Origin of the sequence: Roseovarius lutimaris, from assembly GCF_900115165.1 — a bacterium.
Taxonomy (GTDB): domain Bacteria; phylum Pseudomonadota; class Alphaproteobacteria; order Rhodobacterales; family Rhodobacteraceae; genus Roseovarius; species Roseovarius lutimaris.
In genome coordinates, this window is record NZ_FOVP01000004.1 from 99234 (window position 1) to 115536 (window position 16303).

Consider the following 16303-nt stretch of genomic DNA (forward strand, 5'->3'; position numbering starts at 1 on the left):
GATTTCGCCCCGAGCTATGCGGTCGCGGGCGGGTCTTCGATCACAGCCGGCTCTTTGAGGTAGCCAAGCGTTTGCGGGCAGCGTTGATTGAGGAAATATTTGGCCAGCACCCGCGCAAAGACATCATCGCCACCTGCCGCCTCAAACAGCGTCGCACAGGATTGCAGCTTGAGCGCGTCAATGCCGCCCAAAGCCCGCTCGGCACTGATACCCTCAAGCCCCATCATCGCCTCGTTGATTTCGACAAGACGCGGGCCAAGCACCGGGTGGGCGAGATAGGCCCTGGCCTCCTCCAGATCCCTGATGCTGTAATGAATCGCAAACCTCGATCGGCCCAACCCGCGGATCTGCGGCAGGACAAACCACGTCCAATGGCTGCGCTTTTTGCCGCCGCGTATTTCGTTCACCGGCTGCGGCCAGATCTGATTCTGGGCGTCAACAAATCGTTCGACATCCATGGCGGTCTCTTCGTTTGTTTTATCAATCGTCATTTCAATCGTCCTGGCAGTGTCAAACAGGGGTCACGCATACACTCAAGTGCGACGTCATAGCCGACGCCACCATCGTGATGCAGGCTAACCCATTTTGCCCCGCTTGCACAATTCAGCAGCACATTCAAAATCGGCCCTTGAGTCTGCCGCTCGCCCGGGATGCCTGCGGCGCGAGTATTTTCGGAAAAGTGAAAGCCCATCTGCGCCTTTCATCTTTCCATGAATACTCCGGGGTGAATTGGCCAACGGCCAAGAGGGGCAGCGCCCCATGACCCGCTATCCACCCGCACGAAGCAGCGCCTCAAGACCCCTGCGATAGTCGGGATAGATCAGCTTGACGCCAAGCTCGTCCTTGATCCGATCATTGCTGACGCGTTTGGATTCCGCGTAAAAGCTGCGCGCCATCGGGCTCATCTCTGCCGTCTCGAAATCCACCTCGGGTGGAAGCGGAAGGCCCAGAAGCTTTGCGGCGTGGCCAATCACATCCTGCGGCGGCGCCGGGTCGTCGTCACACAGGTTGTAAATCGCGCCGGGATCGGGGCGCTTGATCGAGGCCTCAAGCACCTGTGCGATATCCTCGACGTGAATCCGGCTGAATACCTGCCCCGGTTTGATGATCCGCCGCGCGGTGCCCTGTCGCACCTTTTCAAACGGGCCGCGACCGGGGCCGTAGATACCCGCAAGACGAAAGATATGGAGCGGCAAACCGGGCACGGAGCGCCAGTCACCCTCGGCGTCCACACGCATTTGCCCGCGCCGGGTAGAGGGCGTAAGCGGCGTTGCCTCATCCACCCATCCGCCCTGATGATCGCCGTAAACGCCGGTGGTCGAGAGATACCCGGCCCATTCAAGTCGCGGCGCCATATCCACGATCCGGTCGCGAAAACGGGTCAGTATCGGATCGCCACCCGCGTCCGGCCCCGCCGAGATCAACAGGTGACTTGCCGATTCAAAGGCCGTGCTCAGGTCGCCATCCGGCCACAGGACCGGTGTGATGCCCTCGCCCTCAAGGGCGGCAAACCTGGCCTCTTTGCGGGTGGTGCCGTAGATCGTCCAGCCCTGCGGCACAAGCCGCGCCGCAAGCGCGCGCGCCGAATAGCCGTGACCAAAGGAAAGAAGTGTTTTGTTCATCCTGCTTACATGGCGCGAGACAATGGGCTTGGCAAGGTGGCAGGGTTTTGCCGGTGACATTTTCAGCCTCTGGCGCCCTCTGCCAAAACGGTGTCAGACTGGTGCGGTTGTGATCCTACATCGGAGACCCCATGCATCGTTGTTCCCGCCGTCTGGCGCTTGCGCTTTTTGCCTCTTTTGCCGTTACCGGCTGTTCCGGCCAAAAGGGGGCAGGCCCCGTTGCGTCCGAGCCGCCGCTTTATCCCAATGAGACCCCGGAGCTGCGCCGGTTGATCAACAAATACGCCGATCTCTACGAGGTGCCGCGGTCGCTTGTGCATCGTCTAGCGATCCGTGAAAGCACCCACCGGCCCGGCGCACGCAACGGGCCCTATTACGGGCTTTTGCAGATCCTGCCACAAACCGCGCGCACCATGGGTTTTCGTGGCGCGCCAAACGATCTTCTGGATGCGGAAACCAACCTGAAATACGGCGTGAAATATCTGCGCGGCGCCTATATCGTGGCCGATGGCGATCCGGACGATGCAATCATGTGGTATGCGCGTGGCTATTATTACGAGGCCAAGCGCAAGGGTCTTTTGGTGCAAACCGGTCTGCGCGCGGGCTAGCGGATCAGGCGGCGTAATCCGATCCTTCAGTGTCGAGGATCGCCTTGAGTTCATCAAGGTGGCGCTCGGCCTGACCGGGATATTCCTCAAGCTCCTGCGCGGTTTTCTCGGCAATGTCATCCGGCAGCACCCGAAGCTTTTGCCCGGTCTGGAGCGCGCGGATATAGGTCTCGGCGGCGCGTTCGAAATAATACAGGCGGTTAAAGGTGTCGGCCACGCTATCGCCGATGATCATCACGCCATGATTGCCCATGATCATGACCTTTTTCCTCGGGTCGGTCAAAAGACCGGCACAGCGCTCGCCCTCATCCTCGAACGCGAGGCCACCATAGCCATCGTCAATCACGTAGCGGTTGAAGAAGGTGGCACAGTTCTGATCAATCGGCGGCAGGCGGCTATCGGCAAGGCTGGCAAGCACCGTGGCATGGATCGAATGCACATGCATGGCACAGCGCGCGTGGGCGCAATGGCGATGCAACCCGCCATGCAGGCCCCAGGCGGTCGGATCGGGCGCATTCGGGCCGGTCAGCGTTTCGGGATCATTGGCATCGACGACAATAAGATCGCTGGCCTTGATCCGGGCGAAATGCATCTGGTTGGGGTTCATCAGAAACCGCGTGCCAACCTCGTTGATCGACAGGCTGAAATGATTGGCAACCGCCTCGTGCAGGTTAAGCCGCGCGGTCCAGCGAAAGGCGGCGGCCAGATCGACGCGCTCTTGCCAGTGGTCCATGTTGGGGCGGATGTCGGTGACGCTCATGAGGGTTCTCCATTTCGAAATTGCGGCAGCGGCAGCGACGCCACCCATGCATAGCCATTGTCACACAGAATAAAGCATTCGCGCAGACCATGGGGTTTATCAGCAGGCTCTTGCAGTACATAGGCCCCACGTGCCTTTGCCCGTTCGGTCGCCGCGTCAGGATCGGTGTGGTAAAGGCGAAATTCGGCCCCTGCTCCGCGTGGCGGGGTCTCGGGCAAGTGACCCAAAAGCGGGTTTTGCGAATAGGTGTGATCGCCGTGCAGCTGCATGATGTGGCCATGGTAGGTCATGATCGCGAAATCCGCGCTGACGCGATGCCCTTCCATCTGAAAGATATCCTCAAGGAAAGCCACCTGCGCGGGAACATCGCGCACCAGAATGTTCAGGCCGATGCCGGTGAGGGCCGCCCCGAATTCATCTGCGCTGACCGTTTCCAGATCCATGTCAGGCCCCGCCTTTGCCATTCTGCCAGAGCTCAGCTTGATAAGGCCAGCGAGCCGTGTCAACGTGTGACATGAAAGTTGACCATACCAAGGACACTCCGTGACGCTAAACCATCAGACCACCGGCGTCACCTCGCCCGACCTGCCCGGCCCCGAGGAGTTCAGCGACGCGAAGGCGGCGGTGGATCGCCTTGTCGTGCTCTATCAGACGGCGACCAAGTTTCTCTGTCATGAATTTGCCAAGGCGCTTGGCGGCGATATTCCAACGGGGCGCATTCGCGCATTTTATCCCGAGATCGGGCTTACGACCGCGACATTCACCAAGATCGACAGCCGCCTCAGCTTTGGCCATGTCTCCAAGCCCGGCACCTATGCCACGACGATCACCCGGCCCGACCTGTTTCGCAACTATCTCGAACAGCAAATCGCGCTGTTGATCGAGAACCATGGCGTTCCGGTATGTATCGCGGTGTCGGACACACCGATGCCGGTGCATTTTGCCGTCGCCAATGATGCAAGCATCACCGTGCCGCAGGAAGGCGCCGCCGAATTCACCCTGCGCGACATGTTCGACGTGCCCGATCTATCGACCACGAACGATCACATCGTCAACGGCACCCATGAAACCCCGCCGGGTGGCGCCGCCCCGCTTGCGCCCTTCACGGCGCAGCGGGTGGATTATTCGCTGGCGCGGCTGGCGCATTATACTGCCACCGACCCCGAGCATTTTCAGAATTACGTGCTGTTCACCAATTATCAGTTCTATGTTTCGGAATTCGAGACCTACGGGCGCAAGATGCTGGCCGATCCCGCGAGCGGGTATTGCGCCTTTGTCAGCACCGGCAATGCCGAAATCACCACACCCGACGGGGTGTTGCCAAGCCCTGAGCGGCTGCCGCAGATGCCGACCTATCACCTCAAGCGCGCCGACGGGTCGGGGATCACCCTGGTCAATATCGGGGTGGGGCCATCCAATGCCAAGACCGCCACCGATCATGTGGCGGTGCTGCGCCCGCATGCCTGGGTGATGGTCGGTCATTGTGCGGGCCTGCGGAACTCGCAATCGCTTGGCGATTTCGTTCTGGCGCATGCTTATCTGCGCGAAGACCGGGTGCTTGACCCCGACCTGCCGGCCTGGGTGCCGATCCCGGCGCTGGCTGAAATCCAGATCGCCCTTGAAACCGCCGTCGCGCAAGAGACCGAGCTTGAGGGGTTCGACCTCAAACGCGTGATGCGCACGGGTACGGTGGCAAGCGTCGACAATCGCAATTGGGAATTGCGCGACCAATCCGGCCCGGTACAGCGCCTGTCTCAATCGCGTGCCATCGCGCTGGACATGGAAAGCGCCACCATCGCCGCCAACGGGTTTCGCTTTCGTGTGCCCTATGGCACCCTGCTTTGCGTCAGCGACAAACCCCTACAGGGCGAGCTGAAACTGCCCGGTATGGCCAGCGCATTCTATCAGTCACAGGTCTCGCGCCACCTGATGATCGGGATTCGCGCCATGGAATCCCTGCGCAAAATGCCCCTCGAACGCATCCATAGCCGCAAATTACGCAGCTTTGAGGAAACAGCCTTCCTTTGACCTAGCGTAAATTGGCACAAAATACGCTAAAAAGCCTTGCTTTTGCCCACCAGTCATTGTGTTTGATCACATCATAGCGTTAAATCACGCGCATGAGGCCCATAGGTAGGGCAGTTGAAGGAGACCATAAAATGGCAAAACCCATGACCAAAACCCAACTCGTCGCTGCTCTGGCCGATGAAATGGGAAGTGACAAGAAATCCGCCAGCAACGCTCTTGATGCGGTGATCGCGATCATTACCAAAGAAGTATCCGCAGGCGGTGCCGTAACCCTTCCGGGCGTTGGCAAGATCTATTGCCGCGAGCGTCCCGAACGTATGGTGCGTAACCCCGCCACTGGCGAGCAAATGAAAAAAGAGGCCGACAAGGTGGTGAAAATGACCATCGCCAAAGCGCTGAAAGATAGCGTGAACGGCTAAAGCCAGCTTGCACTTGGTAGAAGTTTCGTAAAAGGGTCGCCTTGGGGCGGCCCTTTTCATTTACGGAGTAAACCGATGGATATTCGTGCGATCGTCATGGGGCTTGCCTTTGCTCTTATGTGGTCAAGTGCGTTTACCTCGGCGCGCATCATCGTGGCCGCCGCGCCACCGCTGAGCGCACTTGGCCTGCGGTTTCTGATTTCCGGCGTAATCGGGATCACTATTGCCCTGATCCTTGGCCAGACCTGGCGCCTGACGCGGGGACAATGGCGCGCGACAATCATTTTCGGCGTCTGTCAGAATGCGCTTTATCTTGGGCTTAACTTTGTGGCCATGCAAACCATCGAGGCATCGCTGGCCGCGATCATCGCCTCGACCGTGCCGCTATTGGTTGGCGTGATCAGCTGGGCGTTTTTGGGTGAGCGGCTTGGCAAGGTCGGGATCTTCGGGCTTTTTGCCGGGCTTGGCGGGGTGGTGATCATCATGGGTGCGCGGCTTCAGGGGGGGATGGACCTTTACGGTGTCGGCCTCTGTGTGATTGCGGTCTTTGCGCTTGCCTTTGCCACCCTGTCGGTGCGCGGCGCGGCCTCGGGCGGCAATTTCCTGATGGTGGTCGGGCTTCAGATGATTGTCGGCTCGGTTCTTGTGGGCACGGTTGGCCTTGCGACCGAGCCGCTCCTGATCGACTGGAGTTGGCAGCTTGTCGCCGCCTTTGCCTATACCACGCTTATTCCCGGCCTTGCCGCCACGCTTGTGTGGTTCCTGCTGGTCGAGCGGATCGGTGCAACGCGGGCGGCGACGTTCCACTTTCTCAACCCGTTTTTCGGCGTGGCCATCGCCGCCATGCTGCTGGGCGAGGCGCTGCGGCTTGGCGATCTGATCGGCGTGCTGGTGATCATGGGCGGCATTCTGGCGGTGCAGCTTTCGCGCCAAGGCCGGATCTAGGCACCCGGAATTTTCAAAAAATTCCGGATCGTTTTCTTTAAAAGAAAACGATCCTAACCAATCTGACCGCGTGGGCCGTCGCCGACCTGACCACGGTGCAAGAGCAGGTGATCGAGGATCACGCAAGCCATCATCGCCTCGGCCACGGGAACGGCGCGGATGCCGACGCAAGGATCATGCCGCCCTTTGGTCACCACCTCGATCGGGGTGCCGTCAATCCGGATCGAGCGGCGCGGACTCAGGATCGACGAGGTTGGCTTGACCGCGAAGCGCACAACCACCTCTTGCCCCGTAGAGATGCCGCCAAGGATACCACCGGCGTGATTTGATCCGTATTCCGGCCCGGCCTCACCCATGAAAATCTCATCGGCATTGTCGGTTCCGGTCAGGCGCGCGGCGGCCATGCCTTCGCCGATCTCGACGCCCTTGACGGCATTGATCGACATCATCGCGGCGGCCAGATCGGTATCAAGCTTGCCATAAACCGGCGCACCTAGCCCGGCGGGAACGCCGCGCGCGACCACCTCGACCACGGCACCAACCGAGTTGTGATCCTTGCGCAGCTTTTGCAGGTAAGCCTCCCATTCGGGGGCGGCTGCGGCATCGGGAATCCAGAAATCATTGCCCTCAATCGCATCCCAGTCAAAGCGGGTGCGGTCGATTTCCATCTCGCCCATGGCGACCATATAGCCCTTGATCTCAACCCCGGGCACAAGCGCCGCAAGGGCGGCGCGTGCCACGCCACCGGCGGCGACGCGGGCGGCGGTTTCACGCGCCGAGCTACGCCCGCCGCCACGCGGATCGCGCAGGCCGTATTTCTGGTGATAGGTGATATCGGCGTGGCCGGGGCGGAAGGTCTGGGCGATATCGCCGTAATCCTTTGACCGCTGATCGGTGTTCTCGATCATCAGCTGGATCGGCGTGCCGGTGCTCTGACCCTCATAGATGCCCGACAGAATGCGCACCGCGTCGGGCTCATTGCGCTGTGTGGTATTCTTGTTCTGGCCGGGGCGCCGCTTGTCGAGCCAGTGCTGTAACATCGCCTCATCCAGCGCAATTCCCGGAGGGCAACCATCCACCGTTGCGCCAAGGGCAGGCCCATGGCTCTCGCCCCAGGTGGTGAAACGAAACAGGTGACCGAATGTATTCAGGCTCATGGGCGTGCTCCTTATAGATGCCCATCTAGCCCTGCGCAGGGCTCGCCTCAAGCTATTTTGGCGGGCATTTGTCGCAAACAGGCTATCGGGACGGGGGATTCCGGATAGTCTTTGTAAAGGGCCGCGCCCGACCTTGCCGTAAAATCAGGGGTGCCGGGCCGGTCAAAAACTAATGCGCCGGTCGAACGACATGCTAAACTTGCACCTGGAATCGTCAAAAAGCGACAGCCACACCGGCACCAAAAAAAACCCACTCGGAGGAAGTCATGACACATACCCCCCCACAGGTCACCCTGCGCCCGATCGTTAGGAAGATGGCCAAAGACACCCGTGCCGGCAAGATGAGCCGCCGCGAGTTCATCGCTCTGGCCTCGACTTTTGGCGCGACATCTGCCGCCGCCTATGGTCTTTTGGGGCTAGCCGTCCCGACCGCCGCGCATGCCGAAGAAGGCAAAAAGGGGGGCGTGTTGCGTGTCGCCTCGCGGGTTCTGGAAATCACCGATCCACGCAAGTATTCTTGGACCGAACCGGGCAATATCGCCCGTCAGGTCTGCGAGCCACTGGTACGCTGGGACGTCGATTACAGTTTCAAGCCGATGCTGCTTGAAGGCTGGGACGTGAGCGACGATTCCAAGACCTACACGCTGCATGTGCGCAAGGGTGTGACCTGGAACAACGGTGACACCTTTGACGCCGATGACGTGATCCACAACCTGAACCGCTGGTGCGACAAGGCGGTCGAGGGCAATTCGATGGCCTCGCGGATGGCGACGTTGATTGACGACGAAACCAGCAAGGCGATTGACGGCGCGATTGAACGGGTTGACGATTATACGGTTCGCCTGAACCTGCCGCGCCCCGATATCACGCTGATTGCGGGCATGTCGGATTATCCGGCGCTTATCGTACACCGCAGCTTTGGCGATGACAGTGATCTTGCCGCGACCCCGATTGGCACCGGCCCGTTCGAGCTTGTCTCGCTGGAAATCGGCAACTCGGCCGAGGTGAAGCGGCGCGAAAACGGCACGTGGTGGGGGGGCGATGTGTATCTTGACGGTGTGCGCTTTATCGACTTTGGCACCGATAACGCGGCGATCGTGGCGGCCTTTGACGGCGGTGAAGTGGATATGAACGACGAATCCACCGCCGATTTCGTCGAAACCTATGATGCGCTTGGTCTCGTCAAAAAGTCCAAACCGACCGCCAACACCATCGTGGCCCGGATGCGCGCCGACTCGGCCCCGTTTGACAGCAAAGAGCTGCGCAATGCGGTCCAGCTTGCGGTGGATAACGAGATTGCCCTGCAACTTGGCATCAACGGCCTTGGCGCGGCCGCGGAAAACCACCATGTCGCGCCGTTCCACCCGGAATATGCCGAACTGCCGCTGATCAAGGCCGACCCGGCGAAAGCCATCGAAATGGCCCGCGCCGCCGGGCATGGCGACACCGAGATCGAGCTTATCTCGATTGATGGCGACTGGCGCACGGTGACGTCGGATGCGATTGGCGCACAGCTTCGCGAGGCCGGGTTCAACGTCAAGCGCACGGTCATTCCGGGCTCTTCCTTCTGGAACGACTGGACCAAGTACCCGTTTTCAACCACCAATTGGGGGCCGCGCCCGCTTGGGGTTCAGGTTTTGTCGCTGGCCTATAAATCGGGCGAAGCATGGAATGAATCGGGGCACTCGAACCCAGAATTCGATGCCCTTCTGGACGAGGCGGTCGGTATTTTCGATGCGGATAAACGGCGCGCCTATTCCGCCAAGCTTCAGAAAATGCTGCAAGACAGCGGCGCGATCATTCAGCCCTTCTGGCGCGATCAGGCCAAGCATCACACCGAGGCCGTCAAGAACAGCGAAGTGCATCAGTTCCGCGAGATGCATCTGGAAAAGGTCTGGCTTGACGCCTGATCGTCGCCCGATGTGATAGATATGAAAGGCGGCGCTTTGGCGCCGCCTTTTTCATGGCCCGCCGCGCGGTGCTCTACCGGCCCGCGTAGGTCGCAATGATCCCGGCGGCCTGATCCGGTGACAGAACCGGCGGCAGAAGGGTCAAAACCCTGCCGGCCGCATTCATTAGATAGATATGGCTGCCATGGGCATAAATCGGGCCGTGCTTGGGGTCATCCATGATCTTGGTAAAGCTGATTTGAAACGCCTTATAGGCCACGCCAAGCGCCTCTGGCGTTCCGGTCAGGCCGGTGAAATCTTCTGAAATTTTCGCCAGCGCCGGGCCCATCGTGGCCAGCGTATCAAGCTTTGGGTCAATCGTGATCAAAACCGGGCTGATCGTGATATCGCGCCGCTCAAGGATGTCGGTCACCTCGGCCATCATCGGTAGGGCGGCGCTACAAATGCCCGGACAATTGGCATATCCGAAGAACACCAATTGCATCTTGCCATCCGGCTCTGCCTCGGTGCGCGCGGTGCCGGTGTGATCCAAAAGGGCAAACGCCCCGCCGATATTCCAGGGCAGCGGCGTAACCGCCGTCGTTTGCTCTGAAACGGCGGGGGCATCATGGGTTTCGGCGCCATGCGCCAACACGCCCGTCGCAGCGCCACAGATCGCGGCGGCGCATAGAAGGCGCAGCAGGGTCATTCGAACCACTCTTTGATGAAGGGCTTTTCGGCCTCTGCCCCGATCCCGGTATAGCCATGCGCGGCGATCTCTGCATTGACGCGCGGATCACGGCGAAACCATGGGCCTTTGCCTTTGGCCTCGGGGTTGGCCCTGGCCCATTCCTTGGTCCAGCGATTGGCGGCGGTCCATTCAGTGTCGCCAACGGTGCGAATTTTCTGAACCAGATAGATGTTCTTCGCCCCAAGATCCGGATCTTCAATCAACAACCCATCCACCTCGACCTGCTTACCACAGAACGGCGCCAGCTCCACCACCGCGCCGGTAAAGGCGGCCTGGGCGTTCTTGTTGGGAAAGACCAGCACATCGTCGGCCTTGCGCAGCAGGCCGAGTTGGCGGGCCCCGCCGCCGCAGTCAGCCGCACAATCGCCGGTCATCTCGCAAAGGATATCGACGACTTTCGCCTCAAACCTGGCCGGACCTTCGGCGTAAAGGTTCCAGGGTTTTGCCTCGGACCCTTGTGAAAAATCCTGCGCCATGGCGGGCGATGCAAGCGCGGCAAGGATCATCATGAAACGGTTCATCTGCGTGCTCCTCACTTGGTCGGATCGGGGATGGCAAAGCCGGGGATCGGGCCGTAATCCTCATGGTTGAGATTGGTAATGCCGTGATCGGTCACCACCTTTTCCACCACCAGATAGTTCAACCCGTCGCGATGATAGAGCATGCCATCGGCGGTGATCTCGTGGCTGGCAAGTTTAAGCTGAGTATCGCCACCGGCCGAATGTGAATCGCCCTCGATCTTGAGCACCATGTAAACCGTGCCATCCTCGGCCAATAGGCCAACCGGAATACCCCCCGCCGAGCACCAGAGTGCACAGGTGTGGTGGGCACTTCCGACCACGGCATCCGGGCCGCCCATCACGCCGGAATAATAGCACCATGTGTCAATTACCTCGCCCTTGACCTGAATGCGCTCGCCCTCTGCCGCCTGAGCGGTCAAGCCCCCGGAGATCATCAAAAGCGCCGACAAAACGATTGTTCGCATGGCTATTTCCCTCCCTTGACCCAAAGCTCGGTCAAGGGAGTATCCCATGTGTTTGGGACTCTGACCAATCACTTTCTGAATGGACAAAGTCCGCAAACCCCTCGCGATCTTGTAACGCTGCGCGCCCTGGGGCGCTGAACCTAGGCCACCTCGGCGCGCAGGGCCTGCATCCGTGTGGCCAGCAATTTGCGCGACATCTCGTCCTTGAGCTTGCCAGTGTCGTCAAAGGCATTCATCGCCGCGGCGATCAGAATCGAGGTGCCCGGCATCAGCCGCGCCTGTAATTGCGTGAGGCACGACAGCGTCATGAATTGCGCGGTCTCGCCCCCGGTGCGCCCGGCAGCGGCCGATAGAACGACGGTCGGCTTATCCTTGAATGCGGCGCCCTCAACCCGGCTGATCCAATCGAGCGCGTTCTTGAGAACGCCGCTGATCCCCTTGTTGTATTCGGGCGCGGAAATCACAACCGCATCGGCATCCTTGATCTGTTGGGCAAGGGTCTGAACCGCCGCTGGCACGCCGCTGGCCGCCTCGACGTCACCGTTATAGAGCGGCAGATCAATATCGGCCTCGGTCACATCAGCCGGGCCAAACGCCTCTACCGCCTCGGCAAGAAGCATCCGGTTGTAAGAGCCCTTGCGCAGCGATCCTGAAATTGTCACGAGTTTGAGGTTGGTCATTGGGTATTCCTTTTCGCCTAATGATTTTGCTTGACGCATAACTGAAGCGATAAGGGGGCCAAGGCAACTACGATCCTTCGCACAGCGGCTGTGCATGCGCATTCGAGGCATGAAAATGCCCCGAAACGCGCGGGGCGTCCGGGGCAAAGTTAGCCATGAATGACGGAGAGGAAAATCTTACCACTCGTTGGGGCCTTTTTCGGCGAAGGAGTGGACCAGGAAATCAATGAAGGCGCGGACCTTGGGCTGCGTAAAGCGGCCCGGCGGATAGACCGCGTAAATGCCCTGAGTTTCGACGGGCAGATCCGGCATCGCGTCCAGAACCAGCCCGTCGGCCATCGCCTTGGCGTAGAGAAAGCTGGGAAGATAGGCGATGCCAAGCCCGGAAATCGCCGCGTTCAAAAGCGATTGCCCGTCATTGACCGAAAGCCCCCCGGCGGTGCGCACCTGACGCTTTTCGCCCGAGGGCGCGGTCAATTTCCAGACCGCACCACCGGCCTGGCTTGAATAATGCAACAGCTTGTGTTCGTTGAGATCGTCAATCTTCTGTGGCTGCCCGTATTTCTCAAGATAGGCCGGGCTTGCGATCATCCGCTTTGTGGTCTCGGTAAGCTTGCGCGCCCGAAGCGTGCTGTCTTCCAGTTCGCCAATCCGGATCGCCATATCAAAGCCTTCTGAAATAAGCTCTACATAGCGGTTGTTGAGGACCATATTGACGGTAATATCGGGAAATTCATCAAGGAAACTGCCCAAAACCGGGCTTAGGTGATTGACCCCGAAATCGGTTGCCACGGAAATTCGCAACAGGCCCGAGGGGTCCGATTGCATCGAACTGACCAATGCGTCGGCCTCGCCTGCATCATTCAGTACCCGAAGCGCCCGGTCGTAATAGGCAAGGCCGATCTCGGTTGGGCTTACGCGGCGGGTTGTGCGGTTCAAAAGCCGCGCGCCAAGCCGGGCCTCAAGCGAGGACACATGCTTGGACACAGCCGATTTAGAGATACCCATCTTGCGGGCCGCATCTGTAAACCCGCCCTGATCCACCACTGTGGCAAAGGCCTCCATTTCCGTAAGGCGATCCATACTTGTACCTCTAAATTGCGTCTCAGGCTCTTTTCTGACCACGAAATCGGGCACAACTGGGGCGTATGCCAGACAATATCTGGGTTTTGTCAGGATCGTTCATTGCCTGGAAACGCGGAAACAATGCGTGAAGACGGTAGAATACTCCGCCGGGCACCTTACCTGTGATAGGGTGACAACAGGAGGATTAAACATGAAACGCATCCTAAGCCTAACAACCGCAGCGCTTATCGCGCTAAGCCTTCCCGCGTTCGCCGGCGACACCCCGGCACCCGAAGGTGCCGCAGTCTATTTCATTAATCTTGCCGATGGCGACACCGTCAGCAATCCGGTCAAGGTCAACTTTGGCCTTGCGGGCATGGGCGTCGCCCCGGCAGGCACCGAAAAGGAAAAGACCGGCCATCATCACTTGCTGATCGATCGCCCGCCCCTTGGTGAAGGCCCCGATGGCGCCGAAGAGCTGGCCTATGGCATTCCGGCGGATGATCACCACAAGCATTTCGGTGGCGGACAGACCGAGGTTTCGCTTGATCTGGCACCGGGGCAGCATACCCTGCAACTTGTGATGGGCGACATGAACCACGTGCCACATGACCCGCCCGTGGTCTCGGATGTGATCACCATCACGGTGAAGTAACGCCACAGGTGCGGCCCGCATGCAAAAACGGGCCAGGTCGCCGTTAAAGCGCCGCCGCCAGCCTTGTGCCCTGATCAATCGCGCGCTTGGCGTCAAGTTCGGCGGCGACATCCGCGCCACCGATGACATGCACGGCAACGCCCGCCGACTCCAGCGCGTCGGCAAGGCTGCGTTCGCTAAGCTGGCCGGCGCATAGAACAATCGTATCCGCCTCGATCACCGTCGGGTTTTCGCGCGCCTCGCCAGTGCTTATGTGCAGGCCGCTGTCGTCGATCCGTTCATAATTGACCCCGCCCAGCATTTTGACATCTTTCATTCGCAACGCGGCGCGATGAATCCAGCCGGTGGTTTTGCCAAGCCGCTTGCCGGGCCGCTCTGCCTTGCGCTGAAGCAATGTGACCTCGCGCGCCGGGGGCGTGGGTTGCGGGCCTTGCGCGGCCAGCCCGCCGCGTGTGTCCGAAGGGTCGCCAACGCCCCATTCGGTGCGCCAAAGCGACAGATCCTCGGTCGGGCTATGGCCCTCGTGGACAAGGAATTCGGCCACGTCAAAACCGATGCCGCCCGCGCCGATCACCGCCACCCGGCGCCCCACCGGCGCCTTGTTGCGCAACACGTCGATATAAGACAGCACATTCGGCCCGTCCTCACCCGGAATGCCGGGATCGCGCGGTATGACCCCGGTGGCGATGATAACCTCGTCAAACCCGGCAAGATCGCCGGCGCCCACCGGATGACCCAGATTTACCGTCACACCCGCCTCGGCGACCATGGTTTCAAACCATTCGACCAGACCGTGAAATTCTTCCTTGCCGGGAATGACCCGCGCCATGTTGAGCTGACCGCCGATCCTGTCGGCGCGATCAAACAGCGTTACGGTATGGCCGCGTTGCGCCGCCGTGATCGCCGCCGAAAGCCCTGCAGGTCCGGCGCCGACAACGGCGATGGTTTTGACCTCACGCGTCGGTTCGATCAAAAGTTCGGTTTCAAAACAGGCCTGCGGATTGACCAGACAGGAACTTATCTTGCCGCTGAAGGTGTGATCCAGACAGGCCTGATTGCACGCAATACAGGGCGCGATGGTCTTGGCCCGCCCCGCCGCCGCCTTGGCAACGAAATCGGGATCGGCCAGAAACGGACGAGCCATGCTGACCATATCGGCGGCCCCCTGCGCGAGGATGTCCTCGCCCACCTCGGGCGTGTTGATCCGGTTCGAGGTGATCACCGGAATGCCCACCTTGCCCATGAGTTTCTGCGTGACCCAGGCAAAGCCCGCGCGCGGCACGCTTGTGGCAATCGTCGGGATGCGCGCCTCGTGCCAGCCGATGCCGGTGTTGATGATCGTGGCCCCGGCGCGCTCGATCTCTTGGGCCAATTGCACCACCTCGGCGTGGGTGCTGCCGTCGGGGATAAGATCAATCATGCTGAGCCGATAGATGATGATGAAATCGTCCCCCACCGCCGCGCGCGCACGCCGTACCACATCGATCGGAAGACGCATACGGTTTTCATAAGACCCGCCCCAGCGGTCGGTGCGCTTGTTGGTATGGGTCACCAGAAACTGATTCAGGAAATACCCTTCCGATCCCATAATCTCGACCCCGTCATACCCGGCCTCGCGGGCACGGGTGGCGGCGGTGACGATATCGGCGATCTGTTTCTCGATGCCGGCCTCATCCAATTCCTTCGGCACAAACGGTGAAATCGGCGACTTGATCGGCGAGGCGCTGACGCATTCGGGGCCATAGGCATAGCGCCCGGCATGCAGGATCTGCATCGCGATCCGCCCGTCGGCCTCGTGCACCCGGTCGGTGACGATCCGGTGATTGGCGATATCGGCGTCTGTGAACAGGCCCGCCGCGCCGGGAAACACCCCGCCTTCACGGTTGGGCGCCATGCCGCCGGTCACCATCAGGCCAACACCGCCGCGCGCGCGGGCGGCATAAAATTCGGCAACCCGGTTCCAATCCTTGGTTTCCTCAAGGCCGGTGTGCATCGAGCCCATCAAGACCCGGTTCCTGAGCGTGACATGGCCCAGATCCAGCGGGGCAAGAAGATGTGGATAGTTGGTCATGGCGGGCCTCCCTCAAAGCGCGATCCGAAACGTGATTGCCAGAGCGCGCGACACGTCGAAGTCCGGCGCAGGATGCCGCCTTGGCCCGCGCTTGTCACCCCGGACGCTGCGTTATTCTTCGCCCTCGACGCGACCGCGCATCGCCTTGACCTCGCCGCGCACCTTCTTGGCCTTGAGGCGGCGCTTTTTCGACCCAAGCGTGGGGCGTGTCGGCACCCGGCGCTTGGGCTTTTGGGTCGCCTCAAGGATCAGGGCGGCAAGCCGGTCGCGGGCAATTTCACGGTTGCGCGCCTGACTTCGGGTTTCGTCGCATTGAATGATCAAGGCGCCCTCTTTCGACCAGCGCCGCCCGGCCAGCCGCCGCAACCGCGCCTTGACAGGATCAGGCAGGCTTGGCGAACGCTCGGCTTCAAAGCGAAGCTCGACCGCGCTGCTAACCTTGTTCACGTTCTGCCCACCGGGGCCCGAGGCGCGCATGAACTGTTCGGTCAGCTCCCAGTCGGCAATCGTGATCTGATCATTGATTTTCAGCATGCGCCCTTCCGGTTTCAGGCTAGCTTTAAACCGCGCGCGGCCCAAAGCCAATCGAAAGGGCCGCCCCGATCCCGGAACGGCCCTCTAGAAGTTAGCGGAGGTGGGCCGGTTAGGCGCACCAATTCAGTTGGCTT

18 protein-coding genes and 1 pseudogene are annotated in these 16303 nt (G+C 60.4%); 6 read left to right on the forward strand and 13 right to left on the reverse strand.

Features of this window, described 5'->3' with window-relative positions; genetic code table 11:
- Positions 1–14 precede the first annotated feature (14 nt).
- The 3 genes and pseudogenes from BMZ91_RS04780 to BMZ91_RS04790 form a co-directional block, all read right to left on the reverse strand.
- Positions 15–491: a DUF1810 domain-containing protein gene (locus BMZ91_RS04780; protein WP_245736208.1), complete on the reverse strand. Its 477-nt coding sequence runs from the start codon at positions 489–491 to the stop codon at positions 15–17.
- Positions 488–625: pseudogene (locus BMZ91_RS04785) on the reverse strand (hypothetical protein); the annotation flags it as partial. The pseudogene BMZ91_RS04785 and the gene BMZ91_RS04780, both read right to left, overlap by 4 nt.
- A 142-nt stretch (positions 626–767) precedes the next feature.
- Entirely contained in the window at positions 768–1622 is an 855-nt protein-coding gene (locus tag BMZ91_RS04790; RefSeq protein WP_092835305.1) for an SDR family oxidoreductase, read from the reverse strand.
- A 131-nt stretch (positions 1623–1753) separates the two neighbouring features.
- Here BMZ91_RS04790 and BMZ91_RS04795 point away from each other — a divergent pair, with 131 nt between their 5' ends.
- Complete coding sequence (locus BMZ91_RS04795; RefSeq protein WP_092835307.1) at positions 1754–2230, forward strand: lytic transglycosylase domain-containing protein; 477 nt, start codon at positions 1754–1756, stop codon at positions 2228–2230.
- 4 nt (positions 2231–2234) lie between these two features.
- On the opposite strand, the gene BMZ91_RS04800 is transcribed toward BMZ91_RS04795, so the two are convergent.
- A complete protein-coding gene (locus BMZ91_RS04800) occupies positions 2235–2990 on the reverse strand; it encodes a class II aldolase and adducin N-terminal domain-containing protein (RefSeq protein WP_092835309.1) in 756 nt (251 codons plus the stop codon).
- Complete coding sequence (locus tag BMZ91_RS04805; protein WP_092835532.1) at positions 2987–3433, reverse strand: VOC family protein; 447 nt, start codon at positions 3431–3433, stop codon at positions 2987–2989. Before BMZ91_RS04805 ends, BMZ91_RS04800 begins: the two co-directional genes overlap by 4 nt.
- 100 nt (positions 3434–3533) lie before the next feature.
- On the opposite strand from BMZ91_RS04805, the gene BMZ91_RS04810 reads away from it, so the two are divergent.
- From BMZ91_RS04810 to BMZ91_RS04820, 3 genes are all read left to right on the forward strand, one after another.
- On the forward strand, positions 3534–5018 hold the full coding sequence (locus BMZ91_RS04810; protein WP_092835311.1) for an AMP nucleosidase: 1485 nt from the start codon (positions 3534–3536) through the stop codon (positions 5016–5018).
- A gap of 131 nt (positions 5019–5149) precedes the next feature.
- Entirely contained in the window at positions 5150–5437 is a 288-nt protein-coding gene (locus BMZ91_RS04815; RefSeq protein WP_092835313.1) for an HU family DNA-binding protein, read from the forward strand.
- A gap of 75 nt (positions 5438–5512) precedes the next feature.
- Positions 5513–6382: a DMT family transporter gene (locus BMZ91_RS04820; RefSeq protein ID WP_092835315.1), complete on the forward strand. Its 870-nt coding sequence runs from the start codon at positions 5513–5515 to the stop codon at positions 6380–6382.
- 53 nt (positions 6383–6435) lie between these two features.
- Here the strand turns inward: BMZ91_RS04820 and aroC are convergent, their stop codons facing one another.
- Entirely contained in the window at positions 6436–7539 is a 1104-nt protein-coding gene (gene aroC / locus BMZ91_RS04825; RefSeq protein ID WP_092835317.1) for a chorismate synthase, read from the reverse strand.
- Positions 7540–7805: 266 nt separating this feature from the next.
- Between aroC and BMZ91_RS04830 the strand changes: the two genes are divergently transcribed.
- The gene (locus tag BMZ91_RS04830; protein ID WP_092835319.1) at positions 7806–9449 is read left to right on the forward strand and encodes an ABC transporter substrate-binding protein; all 1644 of its coding nucleotides are present in this window, start codon (positions 7806–7808) and stop codon (positions 9447–9449) included.
- A 73-nt stretch (positions 9450–9522) separates the two neighbouring features.
- On the opposite strand, the gene BMZ91_RS04835 is transcribed toward BMZ91_RS04830, so the two are convergent.
- From BMZ91_RS04835 to BMZ91_RS04855, 5 genes are all read right to left on the reverse strand, one after another.
- Positions 9523–10137, reverse strand: a complete 615-nt coding sequence (locus BMZ91_RS04835; RefSeq protein WP_092835321.1) for an SCO family protein — start codon at positions 10135–10137, stop codon at positions 9523–9525.
- Positions 10134–10700: a hypothetical protein gene (locus BMZ91_RS04840; protein WP_092835323.1), complete on the reverse strand. Its 567-nt coding sequence runs from the start codon at positions 10698–10700 to the stop codon at positions 10134–10136. The genes BMZ91_RS04835 and BMZ91_RS04840 overlap by 4 nt, the downstream gene beginning before the upstream one ends.
- 11 nt (positions 10701–10711) lie before the next feature.
- Positions 10712–11164 (reverse strand): hypothetical protein, encoded by a 453-nt coding sequence (locus tag BMZ91_RS04845; protein WP_092835325.1) that lies wholly within the window; start codon positions 11162–11164, stop codon positions 10712–10714.
- Positions 11165–11304: 140 nt separating this feature from the next.
- Positions 11305–11844, reverse strand: a complete 540-nt coding sequence (locus BMZ91_RS04850) for an NADPH-dependent FMN reductase (protein ID WP_092835327.1) — start codon at positions 11842–11844, stop codon at positions 11305–11307.
- Positions 11845–12021: 177 nt separating this feature from the next.
- Positions 12022–12927, reverse strand: coding sequence for a LysR family transcriptional regulator (locus BMZ91_RS04855; protein WP_092835329.1), 906 nt, complete (start codon positions 12925–12927; stop codon positions 12022–12024).
- Positions 12928–13120: 193 nt separating this feature from the next.
- Here BMZ91_RS04855 and BMZ91_RS04860 point away from each other — a divergent pair, with 193 nt between their 5' ends.
- On the forward strand, positions 13121–13564 hold the full coding sequence (locus tag BMZ91_RS04860; RefSeq protein ID WP_092835331.1) for a DUF4399 domain-containing protein: 444 nt from the start codon (positions 13121–13123) through the stop codon (positions 13562–13564).
- A 43-nt stretch (positions 13565–13607) separates the two neighbouring features.
- Here the strand turns inward: BMZ91_RS04860 and BMZ91_RS04865 are convergent, their stop codons facing one another.
- On the reverse strand, positions 13608–15635 hold the full coding sequence (locus BMZ91_RS04865; RefSeq protein ID WP_092835333.1) for an NADPH-dependent 2,4-dienoyl-CoA reductase: 2028 nt from the start codon (positions 15633–15635) through the stop codon (positions 13608–13610).
- A gap of 111 nt (positions 15636–15746) precedes the next feature.
- Positions 15747–16169 carry an alternative ribosome rescue aminoacyl-tRNA hydrolase ArfB gene (arfB, locus tag BMZ91_RS04870; RefSeq protein ID WP_092835335.1) on the reverse strand — a complete coding sequence of 141 codons (423 nt, stop codon included), beginning with the start codon at positions 16167–16169 and terminating at the stop codon, positions 15747–15749.
- Between the last annotated feature and the right edge of the window lie 134 nt (positions 16170–16303).